The organism is Bacillus sp. FG16 (assembly GCF_057809515.1).
Genome location: NZ_JBMDKC010000017.1, coordinates 1 through 12,737, shown reverse-complemented (window position 1 = coordinate 12,737; position 12,737 = coordinate 1). Strand labels below are relative to the sequence as shown.

The window sequence follows — 12,737 nt, the reverse complement described above, 5'->3', positions numbered from 1 at the left end:
AGCTTGTACTATTCATAAAAAAAAACAGCACAAAAAAATTTAAATAAAAAAATATAATTTTGTTGCATAGATGATTTATCCAACATAGTATAGTATAAAACAAAAAATCAGAAAATTGAATTAATTCTAGTCCGAGGGCAGACGAATACTGGGAGGAGGCAAATAATATGAGACAGGTGATTAATGCGTTAAAGAGAACAGATGCCGAAAAGAGAATACCGGTGCTACGTTTGGAGCTAGATTATGAATTAGCAACTTTATATGATGCGATGATGGAAGATGATAAACAGAAAAAAGAAGAGTGTGTACAAAAGTTAGAAGTGTTAAGACTTGAAATGATTCGTTTAGAAGCGTAATAATAGTATATGTATAAAAAATTAGTTGGTGCGAACCTTATAAAGGGTTCGTTTTTTCTGTGAACAGTATAGATCGGAGTGTTTAAACATGCAAGAAGTATGGAAAGACATCGATGCACACGCCAAACGGTGGATTCGGGATGCAGGAGAGCATTTAATGGCATCCATGAAAAAAGCACTTATTATAGAAACAAAATCCAATGCAGCTGACTTAGTTACAAATATGGACCGAGAGATAGAACAGTTTTTAATTGGGAAAATTAAAGAAACATTCCCGAATCATAATATTTTAGGAGAAGAGGGTTATGGAGACGAGATAACGTCTTCTGACGGGGTTGTTTGGTTAATTGATCCAATTGACGGCACGATGAACTTTGTTCATCAAAAAAGAAATTTTGCAATTTCAATTGGGATTTATGAGAACGGTATCGGAAAGATTGGACTTATTTATGATCCAGTACATGATGAACTATATCATGCAGTCAAGGGGTCTGGAGCTTTTTGTAATGATATATCAATTCCTCCATTGGAAAAAGGGACTGTAGAGCAAAGTATTGTAGCTTTAAATGCGATATGGCTTACAGATAATCCATTGCTTAATATGGAAAGTATGATGGCACTTGTTAAGAAAGCAAGGGGCACGAGATCATATGGCTGTGCAGCGTTAGAGATGGTATATGTTGCAACAGGAAGAATAGATGCATATGTAACGCCGAGATTATCACCATGGGATTTTGGCGGAGGACAGATAATTGTAGAAGAAGTTGGAGGTAAGGTAACGACATTCGCTGGAGCACCACTTTCTATCATAGAGAAGAGCAGTGTGTTAGTTGCAAAACCAGGAGTGTATGAAGAAGTGTTATCATTTATATGAGAGCAACAAAAAAAGTAAGAGGCTGTGTATAAGCTTCTTACTTTTTAGCGTTATTGTGATTTGCGCATTTTTCTTTTTGTTACAAAACCGTATCCAACTGCAACAAATGTACCGATAATGCAAATAATAATACCGATTGGACTATTTTCAGCAATCATAATGCCGATACCGATTAAGAAAATAACACCGATAATTGCGGTTAATAAAAAGCGATATTGAATGTGTTCCATTTCTTCACCCTCCAATCTCATTTTACTTTCACAAAAGTAAGAATACAACTATATTTTCATTCTTGCTTTTATTTTAATTGCTATTGTATCCCCTTCGCTCTTATAATAGAGAAGGATTAAAAAGACATTAGGAGTTGGACATGTTGAAAAAACGACAAGATTTACGTAATATAGCAATTATTGCCCACGTTGACCATGGTAAAACAACACTTGTTGACCAGTTATTACGTCAAGCGGGGACATTCCGTGCGAATGAACATATTGAAGAACGCGCAATGGATTCAAATGATCTAGAAAGAGAACGCGGTATTACAATTTTAGCGAAGAATACAGCGATTCACTATGAAGATAAAAGAATTAACATTTTAGATACACCAGGTCACGCTGACTTCGGTGGAGAAGTAGAACGTATCATGAAAATGGTTGATGGTGTTCTACTTGTTGTTGATGCATATGAAGGTTGTATGCCACAAACACGATTTGTTTTAAAGAAAGCTCTTGAGCAAAACTTAACTCCAATCGTTGTTGTAAACAAAATTGACCGGGACTTCGCTCGCCCTGATGAAGTAGTTGATGAAGTAGTTGACTTATTCATCGAACTTGGTGCAAACGAAGATCAATTAGAGTTCCCAGTTGTATTTGCATCAGCAATGAACGGAACAGCAAGCTTAGATTCAAATCCAGCAAATCAAGAAGAGAATATGAAATCATTATTCGATACAATTATCGAACATATTCCAGCACCAGTTGATAACAGCGAAGAGCCACTTCAATTCCAAGTAGCACTTCTTGATTACAACGACTACGTTGGACGTATTGGAGTTGGACGCGTATTCCGCGGTACAATGAAGGTTGGACAACAAGTTGCTTTAATGAAAGTTGACGGAAGTGTAAAACAATTCCGCGTAACGAAATTATTCGGTTACATTGGATTAAAACGTCAAGAAATTGAAGAAGCAAAAGCTGGAGATTTAGTAGCTGTTTCAGGTATGGAAGACATTAACGTAGGTGAAACGGTATGTCCGGTTGAGCATGAAGAGGCTTTACCATTATTACGTATTGATGAGCCAACGCTACAAATGACATTCCTTGTAAATAACAGCCCATTTGCAGGTTGTGAAGGTAAATTCATTACATCTCGTAAAATTGAAGAGCGTCTTCGTTCACAATTAGAAACAGATGTAAGTTTACGTGTAGATAATACAGATTCTCCTGATGCATGGATCGTATCTGGACGCGGGGAACTGCATTTATCTATCTTAATTGAAAACATGCGTCGTGAAGGTTATGAACTACAAGTATCTAAGCCTGAAGTAATTATTAAAGATGTCGATGGCGTAAGATGTGAACCTGTAGAGCGCGTACAAATCGATGTTCCTGAAGAATACACTGGTTCTATTATGGAATCAATGGGTGCACGTAAAGGTGAAATGTTAGATATGGTGAATAACGGAAACGGTCAAGTTCGCCTTACTTTCATGGTTCCGGCACGTGGTTTAATTGGTTACACAACAGAATTCCTAACATTAACTCGTGGTTACGGTATTTTAAACCATACATTCGATTGCTACCAACCAGTACATGCTGGACAAGTGGGTGGACGTCGCCAAGGTGTTCTAGTTTCACTTGAAACAGGAAAAGCATCACAATACGGTATTATGCAAGTTGAAGACCGTGGTGTAATCTTCGTTGAACCAGGTACAGAAGTATATGCTGGTATGATTGTAGGAGAACATACTCGTGAGAACGACTTAACAGTTAACGTTGTGAAAATGAAACAACAAACTAACATTCGTTCTGCAACGAAAGATCAAACTTCAACAATGAAAAAACCACGCTTAATGACTCTAGAAGAGTCATTAGAGTACTTAAACGATGACGAGTTCTGTGAAGTAACTCCAGAATCAATTCGTTTACGTAAAAAGATTCTTGATAAGAGCGAACGTGAAAGAGCTGCTAAGAAAAAGAAATCTGTAGAAGCGTAAAAAATAAAACAGCTACCTTAAATTAAGGTAGCTGTTTTTTTATGTTTATTTTTAGAATATTTACTCTTTTTAGTGGACAGTATTTTTTTCGCGGGTTACTCTTGTATTAAGTACATAAAGAAATTTTGTTTTTTTATGAGAAGGGGGGATAAATAGTGTTAGAAAGAATGTCTTTCTTTGCGAAATTATGTAAAGTTGATGAAAATCCAGAATTAGGGATGTGGTTACTGTATGGCATCATTATTATATTAAGTGCACTTGTGTATAATTTAGGTTTTGCAAGAAAACTATCAATAATAAAAAATATAGTGATATATATATCGTTAGCGATTGGATGTACAGTGTTAACTTTCTTTGCAGTTTTTTTACCTGTTGGAGAGGGACTTGTTGTAGCGGCAATTGTACTTGGAATTTATAGATTGCGTTTGCGTCAAGCGAAACAACAAAAAGCAGGGTGAGGGGGTGAAGTTTTATGCGTTCAGTACAAGATGCACTATATAATTGGTTAACAATTAAAACAGTTGCGGAAGCACGTCCGGATGATAGTGCTGCAAAAGAAACGTATTTGTTATTTCAAAATATGATATATGAAGAACATAAATTAAAAGATGTGGAAGTTAAAAAGAACGAGGAAATGTATTTAATTACATATGAAATGAATGGGGAAAGGAAATCTGCAAGGTTTCCGCTAGAAGCCATTGATTGTTTCTTGGATCAGATGAACCGTGAGCCAGAAAAATATAAATAAGTCCTTATCTATATGAGTAAGGACTTATTTACATTTTACCAATCGTCTTCGACTTTTTTATCACGATATAATCGGAAATTACCACTTGCATGACGTTCCATTGTACGCTCTGCAATTCGTTCCGAACATTCCATGCACATATATGTATGAATAGGGCGATTACGCAGTTTTTTTGCCATAGGATTTTCATCATCTAACATATCTTTTTTATCACAAATCATACATTTGACTCTCATTTCGTCACCTCAATACGAATTCTATCAGTATAAGTATATCATGGAAGTATAATGTTTTTGAATAATAGTGGGAAAAAATAATATTTTCGCAATTCGAAAAATAAGTTATGATAAGGATATACCAAGTATGTTTGGAGGTGAAAATATGGCGAATGTAGTAGAGCCTACTTTAACAGAGGGTTTAGTACAAACGTTGCGTAAAGAGTGTATTGTGATGATAGCAACGACAGATTTTGAAAAACAAGTTCCTAACGTAAGTGCTATTTCTTGGGTGTATGCAGTGAGCAAAACTAGTATTCGATTTGCAGTAGATCAACGGTCACGTATTGTGGAAAATATAAGGCATAATACAGGGGTAGTATTGACTATAATGGCGAATGAATCCGTATTTTCCATAAGTGGTGCAGGTGAAATTTTGACAGATAGAATGGAAGGTATTTCTTTGAAATTAACTGTAATAGAAGTTAATGTGCAAGAAGTACGTGATGTTATGTTTTATGGAGCGAAACTTGCAATTGAACCAACATATGAAAAAACATACGATCTTCGGGCGGCAAAAAAACTGGATAACGAAGTGCTAGTAGGAATAAGAGAATTATAAATGTGCTAAATAAGAAATTCGTTTATTCACTTTTGTAATCGGTTATTGTGATTTAACGTTAATAATTATAATAAAAAGTAATATATTGAACAGAAATGAATAAAGAATAAATAAAAGGTTTAATGACTATGATTTTCGATTCTACCTCGTTTACACGGTACATATAATTATAACAATGGTTCGTCCATATTTTATGGATGAAACCCTTGTTCTACAAATTTAAAAGTGGAGTCAGGGGGTAACAGGTTGGATAAAATTTATGTGTTAGATACGAATGTACTTTTGCAGGATCCTTTATCTATTTTTTCATTTGAAACCAATGAAGTAGTGATTCCAGCAGTTGTATTAGAAGAGGTTGATTCGAAAAAACGTTATATGGATGAAGTAGGACGAAATGCTCGTTATGTATCTAAGTTAATAGATAAATTTCGTGAAATAGGAAAGCTGCATGAAAGTATCCCGCTAGAAAATGGCGGAACATTTCGTATTGAATTAAACCATCGTTCATTTGTGCAACTACAAGATATTTTTGTAGAAAAAACAAATGATAATCGAATTTTAGCTGTAGCAAAAAATCTATCTTTAGAAGAACAGGAAAAAGAGGACGGGAAGTCTGTTATTTTAGTAAGTAAAGATGTACTCGTAAGGGTAAAAGCTGATGCAATTGGTTTGAAGGCTGAAGATTATTTAAGTGATCGCGTAATTGAAGTAGAAAATATATATTCTGGCTTTTTAGAAGGATATATATCAAAAGAACAATTGGATTATTTTTATGAGAAAGGTGAATTGCCTCTATCTGAAATTGCGAATCACCCTTTTTACCCAAATCAATTTGTAGTAATGAAAGATGCATTAGGGGGCTCTAGTTCTGCGCTTGGCATTGTGGATCACTTAGGTAAGAAGGTAAAGAAACTTATTTTTCACAATGAACAAGTGTGGGGGATACGACCGCGAAACGTGCAGCAAATTATGGGGTTAGAATTGTTGCTTCGTGAAGATATTCCGCTTGTAACGTTAACGGGGAAAGCCGGCACAGGAAAAACGTTACTTGCGTTAGCTTCGGGACTCATGCAAACGGAAGACTTAGGGTTATATAAAAAATTACTCGTTGCAAGGCCAATTGTTCCAGTCGGAAAAGATATCGGTTATTTACCAGGAGAAAAAGAAGAAAAGTTAAGACCATGGATGCAGCCAATTTTTGATAACCTAGAGTATTTATTTAATACAAAAAAGCCAGGAGAGTTAGATGCTATTTTAGCTGGAATGGGTTCGATTGAAGTAGAAGCCCTTACTTATATACGCGGGAGAAGTATTCCAGATCAGTTCATTATCATTGACGAAGCACAAAATTTAACAAAGCATGAAGTAAAAACGATACTAACTAGGGTAGGGGAAAAGAGTAAGATTGTATTGATGGGAGATCCTCAGCAAATTGATCACCCATATTTAGATGAATATAATAATGGCTTAACGTATGTTGTAGAGAAGTTTAAAGAACAGCGTATTAGTGGTCATGTGAAGTTTGTTAAAGGGGAGCGATCTAATTTAGCTCAACTAGCAGCAGATTTATTGTAAAAAGGAGTGAGCTTAAGCTCACTCCTTTTCTTTAAATAATTGTAAATTTACGGATGCTACAGATTGGATTTTGTTGATTAGATCCATCATTGAAATAGAGATGAACAGGCCCATCTTCTTTTAATGGTTTTCCTTCTTTTGAAAAGCCTAGTATAGCATTTTTGACAGTTTCTAATGGAAGTGTCATTGTATGATCTACCGTTTCAATTTCAACTTGCGTAGCGTCCTCTAAAATTTCAGCGTTAGCAAGGAATGGATGAAATGGTATACCAAATGTTCCAGTAATTAGCTGTTCTTTTTTATATTTCTTTACACTTTGTTGTATCGGCGGGAAGGCAGCACCATCACGAATTTCACGATCCCAATGCTCTGAAGTGTTTTTTAAATAAGTTTCTAGTTCAGACGTGTTTTCTCTAGTTTCATCAAAGTAAGTTGTCAAATCTACTTTTCGATCATCAAAGATCCAAACAGTTGGATCAATAGTGATTGGAAAACGTACTTTTCCGTTAATAAATAAAATTTCGCTCATTGTTGTTCCCCCATTTGTGTTATACTCCCACTTTTCAGTATAATAGCATTAGACACTATTGTCACAAAAAATGTTTCTATTGCAATTTATTAAAACTATCGCTAATATTAATAGATAGGATAGAGGAGAGTAGGACGGAAACGGAGGGAATCAATTTGGCGTCTGAGACAGTAGCAAATCATCAGGAAAAGGCACTAGCCCTTCTACAAGCGGATGCAGAGAAGATTTTAAGACTTATTAAGGTGCAAATGGACCATCTTACAATGCCGCAATGTCCATTATATGAAGAAGTGTTAGACACACAAATGTTTGGACTATCCCGCGAGGTCGATTTTGCAGTTCGCCTTGGTCTTATTGCAGAAGAACAAGGGAAAGCAATGTTAGGTGAGCTCGAACGTGAGTTATCTGCACTTCATGAAGCGTTTACAAACAAACAACAATAACGGGTTCAAATAAGGGGGCTCAAACTAAATTAGTTTGAGCTTTTTATTTGTATAATAAAGCAGGAAGAATCAATGTACATATGGAATACAACAATAATTAAATTGAAACAGAAAGAGGAAATGAAATGAAAAAAGTATGGAAATCAATGGATTATTCATTGTTACTTCCTCTTGTTATCTTATGTGTGCTGGGAGTTATAATGGTATATAGTTCGAGTTCCATTGTTGCGATTTCGAGGTTTGATAAACCAGCAAATTTCTTTTTTAAAAGACAATTAATTACTCTAGCTGCTGGAACAGTGTTATTAATAGTTCTTGCTATTATCCCATATAAAGTGTGGAGAAAACGAATCTTTTTATTGGGAAGTTATGGAATTAGTGTTGCATTATTAGCAGCAGCTGCATTTTTTGCTAAGACAGTAAATGGTGCAAGTGGATGGATATTTGGAATACAGCCTGCGGAATTTGTTAAGATAACAGTTATTCTTGTGTTGGCCAATTTCTTTGCGAAGAGGCAGGAAACGAATACGCCTGTTTTTAAAGGGTCAGGGCCAGTACTTTTGGGTGTTGGTTTAATTATGTTCTTAATTTTAAAGCAAAATGACTTAGGGACTGATTTGTTAATTATGGGGACAGTAGGAATTATGTTTCTTTGTTCAGGAGTACGGATTAACTTATGGATTAAACGAATTGTTTTAACTTCTATAGTATGGATTCCAGCGCTATATTTTCTTGGGAATTATGCATTAAGTTCGTATCAAAAGGCACGCTTTTCAGTTTTTCTTGATCCATTTAGTGATCCACAAAAGGATGGGTTCCAATTAATAAATTCATTTATTGGAATTGCTTCAGGTGGGTTAAATGGTCGAGGATTAGGAAATAGTGTACAAAAGTATGGTTATTTACCAGAGCCGCAAACAGATTTTATAATGGCGATTATATCTGAAGAGCTTGGATTTATAGGTGTAGCTATTATTTTAATCTGTCTATTGCTTATTATTATTCGATCATTTAGAGTTGCACAAAAGTGTACAGATCCATTTGGAAGTTTAATAGCTATCGGAATTGCAAGCTTGGTTGGAGTTCAAACGTTTATTAATGTTGGTGGTATGTCTGGAGTAATACCACTTACAGGAGTACCATTACCGTTTGTCAGTTACGGTGGTAGTTCTTTATTAGCTAATCTACTTGCGATGGGAATACTACTTAATATTGCTAGTCATGTAAAACGAGAAGAAAAACAACAGAATGGTGTAATAAAAGAAAGAGAACAAAATGGACCACATCTTGTAGTTGTAAAATAAAAACACATTGTGCTTTAGAGCATGATGTGTTTTTTATTTTCAAGTAGTTTTAAATATGATGTATTAATTTCTCTTTCAGTTAAAAGATATATCACATTTGGTTAAATGTGATATACAATTAAGTTGTTAGAAAAGGAAGAGGTATGCTATACTATTTTTGTGAAACAAATTGTACAGAAAACTTATCATTTGTTAAAAAATAAGGTATGATGGATAAAAATAAAGTGAAGCTTTCTAAGTATAATATAATGTGGAAAGTGAAGAACTTCACGCTTTTTAAGGTGTGTATATATTTTATCTCTAGAGTGGTAGGAAAGTAGAGGGGGAAAATCATGACAAAGCTGCAACGTATTCAAAAAGTATTGGTAGCTAACCGTGGAGAGATTGCAATTCGTGTGTTTCGAGCTTGTTCGGAACTTGGATTAAAAACAGTTGCAATCTATTCTAAAGAGGATAGTGGTTCTTATCATCGCTATAAAGCCGATGAGTCCTATTTAGTTGGGGAAGGAAAAAAACCAATTGATGCTTATCTAGATATTGAAGGCATTATTGAGATTGCAAAAAGTAATCATGTAGATGCAATCCACCCTGGATATGGTTTCTTGTCAGAAAATATTCAATTCGCGAAACGTTGTGAAGAAGAAGGGATTATCTTTATCGGTCCGAAAAGCAAGCATTTAGATATGTTTGGCGATAAAGTGAAAGCAAGAACACAAGCGCAGCTAGCACAAATTCCAGTTATACCTGGTAGTGACGGTCCAGTAAATTCATTAGAAGAAGTCGAAAAATTTGCTGAAAAGTATGATTACCCGATTATTATTAAAGCATCTCTTGGTGGTGGCGGTCGTGGTATGCGTATTGTGCGTACTAGTGAGGAATTAGGAGAATCATATAATCGAGCGAAATCAGAAGCGAAAGCAGCCTTTGGTAATGATGAAGTTTACGTCGAAAAATTCGTTGAAAAACCTAAACATATAGAAGTACAAATTTTAGCAGATGAAGAAGGCAATGTTGTCCATTTATACGAGCGTGACTGTTCTGTACAACGTCGTCATCAAAAAGTTGTAGAAATAGCACCGAGTGTATCACTTTCAGATGATTTGCGTCAGCGTATTTGTGATGCTGCTGTGAAGTTAACGAAAAATGTAAACTATTTAAATGCAGGAACAGTAGAATTCCTTGTAAAAGATGATGAGTTTTACTTTATTGAAGTAAATCCACGTGTTCAAGTAGAACATACGATTACAGAGATGATTACAGGAGTCGATATCGTTCAATCACAAATTTTAATAGCTGATGGACATGCATTACATAGTAAAATAGTAGGTGTTCCGAAGCAAGAGGAAGTAGTTGTGCATGGATTTGCAATCCAATCTCGTGTAACAACTGAAGACCCACTAAATAATTTTATGCCGGATACAGGAAAAATTATGGCGTATCGATCAGGCGGTGGTTTTGGTGTGCGTCTTGATACAGGAAATAGCTTCCAAGGTGCAGTTATTACACCATACTACGATTCTTTACTTGTAAAAGTTACAACTTGGGCACTTACTTTTGAGCAAGCTGCTGCAAAAATGGAACGTAACTTAAAAGAATTCCGTATTCGTGGTATTAAAACAAATATTCCATTCCTAGAGAATGTAGTAAAACATAAAAACTTCTTATCAGGAGAATATGATACTTCGTTTATTGATGTGTCACCTGAACTATTCTTGTTCCCGAAACGTAAAGACCGCGGAACGAAAATGTTAAATTATATTGGTTCAGTAACAGTAAATGGCTTCCCAGGAGTAGGGAAAAAAGAAAAGCCAATATTCCCAGATGCTCGTATTCCATGTTTAAAACATTCAGAGCCAATCCAAAATGGAACGAAACAAATTTTGGACGAGCGTGGAGCAGATGGATTAGTAAAATGGGTACAGGATCAAAACCGTGTACTTTTAACGGATACAACATTCCGTGATGCACATCAGTCATTACTTGCAACTCGTATTCGTACAAAAGATTTACATCAAATTGCAGAGCCAACAGCGAGAATGTTACCAAACCTATTCTCAGCTGAAATGTGGGGCGGTGCAACGTTTGATGTCGCGTATCGTTTCTTAAAAGAAGATCCATGGGAACGATTACTAGATCTTCGTGAAAAAATGCCGAACGTTTTATTCCAAATGTTACTACGTTCGTCAAACGCAGTTGGCTACAAAAACTATCCAGATAATTTAATTCAAAAATTTGTGGAGTGTTCTGCTCAAGCAGGCATTGATGTGTTCCGTATTTTTGATAGTTTAAACTGGGTAGAAGGTATGAGAGTTGCAATTGATGCTGTAAGAGATACTGGTAAAATTGCAGAAGCAACAATGTGCTACACAGGAGATATTCATGATCCATTACGTAGTAAATATGATTTGAATTATTATAAAAACTTAGCAAAAGAGTTGGAAGCATCGGGAGCTCACATTTTAGGTATTAAAGATATGGCTGGCTTACTAAAACCAAACGCAGCATATGATTTAGTTTCAGCATTAAAAGAGACGGTATCGATTCCGATTCACCTGCATACGCACGATACGAGTGGAAATGGTATATTAACGTATACGAAGGCAATTGAAGCAGGTGTTGATATTGTCGATGTAGCAGTGAGTTCTATGGCTGGTCAAACGTCACAACCGAGTGCGAACACATTATTCTATGCACTAGGTGGAAATGAAAGACAACCAGATGTTAATATCGATTCTTTAGAAAAGCTATCTCATTATTGGGAAGATGTACGCAAATACTATGCACCGTTTGAAAGTGGTATGAATGCACCTCACACAGAGGTATATATGCATGAAATGCCAGGTGGACAGTATAGTAATCTTCAGCAACAAGCGAAGGCGGTTGGTTTAGGAGATCGCTTTGATGAAGTGAAAGTAATGTACCGTCGTGTGAATGACATGTTTGGAGATATTGTAAAAGTAACACCGTCATCAAAAGTTGTTGGCGATATGGCATTATTTATGGTTCAAAACCATCTGACAGAACAAGATGTTTTAGAGCGTGGACATGCTTTGGACTTCCCTGGATCTGTTGTTGAAATGTTCGCTGGTGATTTAGGTCAACCGTACGGTGGTTTCCCGAAAGAATTGCAAAAGATTATTTTAAAAGGGAAAGAGCCGTTAACAGTAAGACCAGGTGAACTACTAGAGCCAGTAGATTTCGACGCGTTAAAAGAAGAATTATTCCATAAACTTGGACGCGAAGTAACAATTTTTGATGTAGTTGCATATGCATTATATCCAAAAGTATTTATGGACTATGAAAAAGTTGCTGAGCTTTATGGAAATGTATCTGTACTTGATACACCGACATTCTTCTATGGTATGAGACTAGGTGAAGAAATTGATGTGGAAATTGAACAAGGTAAGACATTGATGGTTAAACTTGTATCAATTGGAGAACCACAGCCGGATGGAAATCGTGTCCTTTACTTGGAATTTAATGGTCAACCACGTGAAATTATCGTGAAAGACGAGAGTGTGAAAGCAACAGTTGCACAACGTGTGAAAGGAAACCGTGAAAATCCAAATCACATTAGTGCAACAATGCCAGGAACGGTAATTAAAGTAGTTGTAAAAGAAGGCGATGAAGTGAAAAAAGGCGATTCTATGGCAATTACAGAAGCGATGAAAATGGAAACGACAGTTCAAGCGCCGTTCAATGGTAAAGTGAAGAAAGTATATGTTAACGATGGTGATGCAATTCAAACGGGTGATTTACTTATTGAATTAGATCACTAAAATAAAAAAAGAGCTGTGTAAATATGAACTGCACCCCAATTGTTAGACACAGTCTAACAATTGGAGGTGCAGTTTTT

Annotated in this window: 13 protein-coding genes; 10 read left to right on the top strand and 3 right to left on the bottom strand. The window is 35.8% G+C overall.

What is annotated here, in order from left to right; all coding sequences use genetic code 11:
- Positions 1-167 precede the first annotated feature (167 nt).
- Both ACODS7_RS08780 and ACODS7_RS08775 read left to right on the top strand, forming a co-directional pair.
- Positions 168-356 carry a hypothetical protein gene (locus tag ACODS7_RS08780; RefSeq protein ID WP_001250164.1) on the top strand — a complete coding sequence of 63 codons (189 nt, stop codon included), beginning with the start codon at positions 168-170 and terminating at the stop codon, positions 354-356.
- Between the two features lie 88 nt (positions 357-444).
- A complete protein-coding gene (locus tag ACODS7_RS08775; RefSeq protein ID WP_016080450.1) occupies positions 445-1,230 on the top strand; it encodes an inositol monophosphatase family protein in 786 nt (261 codons plus the stop codon).
- Positions 1,231-1,280: 50 nt separating this feature from the next.
- Here the strand turns inward: ACODS7_RS08775 and ACODS7_RS08770 are convergent, their stop codons facing one another.
- Positions 1,281-1,460, bottom strand: coding sequence for a DUF5325 family protein (locus ACODS7_RS08770; protein WP_000400123.1), 180 nt, complete (start codon positions 1,458-1,460; stop codon positions 1,281-1,283).
- 140 nt (positions 1,461-1,600) lie between these two features.
- Here ACODS7_RS08770 and typA point away from each other — a divergent pair, with 140 nt between their 5' ends.
- The 3 genes from typA to ACODS7_RS08755 all read left to right on the top strand — a co-directional run bounded on the left by typA (position 1,601) and on the right by ACODS7_RS08755 (position 4,193).
- Entirely contained in the window at positions 1,601-3,445 is a 1,845-nt protein-coding gene (gene typA, locus ACODS7_RS08765) for a translational GTPase TypA (protein WP_243168378.1), read from the top strand.
- A gap of 155 nt (positions 3,446-3,600) precedes the next feature.
- Entirely contained in the window at positions 3,601-3,903 is a 303-nt protein-coding gene (locus ACODS7_RS08760) for a YlaH-like family protein (protein ID WP_016080452.1), read from the top strand.
- A 14-nt stretch (positions 3,904-3,917) separates the two neighbouring features.
- Positions 3,918-4,193 (top strand): hypothetical protein, encoded by a 276-nt coding sequence (locus ACODS7_RS08755; RefSeq protein WP_001258136.1) that lies wholly within the window; start codon positions 3,918-3,920, stop codon positions 4,191-4,193.
- Positions 4,194-4,228: 35 nt separating this feature from the next.
- Here the strand turns inward: ACODS7_RS08755 and ACODS7_RS08750 are convergent, their stop codons facing one another.
- On the bottom strand, positions 4,229-4,429 hold the full coding sequence (locus tag ACODS7_RS08750) for a YlaI family protein (RefSeq protein WP_001995040.1): 201 nt from the start codon (positions 4,427-4,429) through the stop codon (positions 4,229-4,231).
- 145 nt (positions 4,430-4,574) lie between these two features.
- Between ACODS7_RS08750 and ACODS7_RS08745 the strand changes: the two genes are divergently transcribed.
- Both ACODS7_RS08745 and ACODS7_RS08740 read left to right on the top strand, forming a co-directional pair.
- A complete protein-coding gene (locus ACODS7_RS08745) occupies positions 4,575-5,030 on the top strand; it encodes a pyridoxamine 5'-phosphate oxidase family protein (RefSeq protein WP_000024600.1) in 456 nt (151 codons plus the stop codon).
- Between the two features lie 246 nt (positions 5,031-5,276).
- Entirely contained in the window at positions 5,277-6,605 is a 1,329-nt protein-coding gene (locus tag ACODS7_RS08740; RefSeq protein ID WP_000358083.1) for a PhoH family protein, read from the top strand.
- A 31-nt stretch (positions 6,606-6,636) separates the two neighbouring features.
- On the opposite strand, the gene ACODS7_RS08735 is transcribed toward ACODS7_RS08740, so the two are convergent.
- The gene (locus tag ACODS7_RS08735) at positions 6,637-7,134 is read right to left on the bottom strand and encodes a molybdopterin-binding protein (protein WP_243168379.1); all 498 of its coding nucleotides are present in this window, start codon (positions 7,132-7,134) and stop codon (positions 6,637-6,639) included.
- A gap of 155 nt (positions 7,135-7,289) precedes the next feature.
- On the opposite strand from ACODS7_RS08735, the gene ACODS7_RS08730 reads away from it, so the two are divergent.
- The 3 genes from ACODS7_RS08730 to pyc all read left to right on the top strand — a co-directional run bounded on the left by ACODS7_RS08730 (position 7,290) and on the right by pyc (position 12,660).
- The gene (locus ACODS7_RS08730) at positions 7,290-7,577 is read left to right on the top strand and encodes an Fpa/YlaN family protein (RefSeq protein WP_000135694.1); all 288 of its coding nucleotides are present in this window, start codon (positions 7,290-7,292) and stop codon (positions 7,575-7,577) included.
- Between the two features lie 125 nt (positions 7,578-7,702).
- Positions 7,703-8,881, top strand: a complete 1,179-nt coding sequence (locus ACODS7_RS08725; protein WP_029443148.1) for an FtsW/RodA/SpoVE family cell cycle protein — start codon at positions 7,703-7,705, stop codon at positions 8,879-8,881.
- A gap of 332 nt (positions 8,882-9,213) precedes the next feature.
- Positions 9,214-12,660, top strand: coding sequence for a pyruvate carboxylase (pyc, locus tag ACODS7_RS08720; protein WP_043937980.1), 3,447 nt, complete (start codon positions 9,214-9,216; stop codon positions 12,658-12,660).
- Positions 12,661-12,737 lie beyond the last annotated feature (77 nt).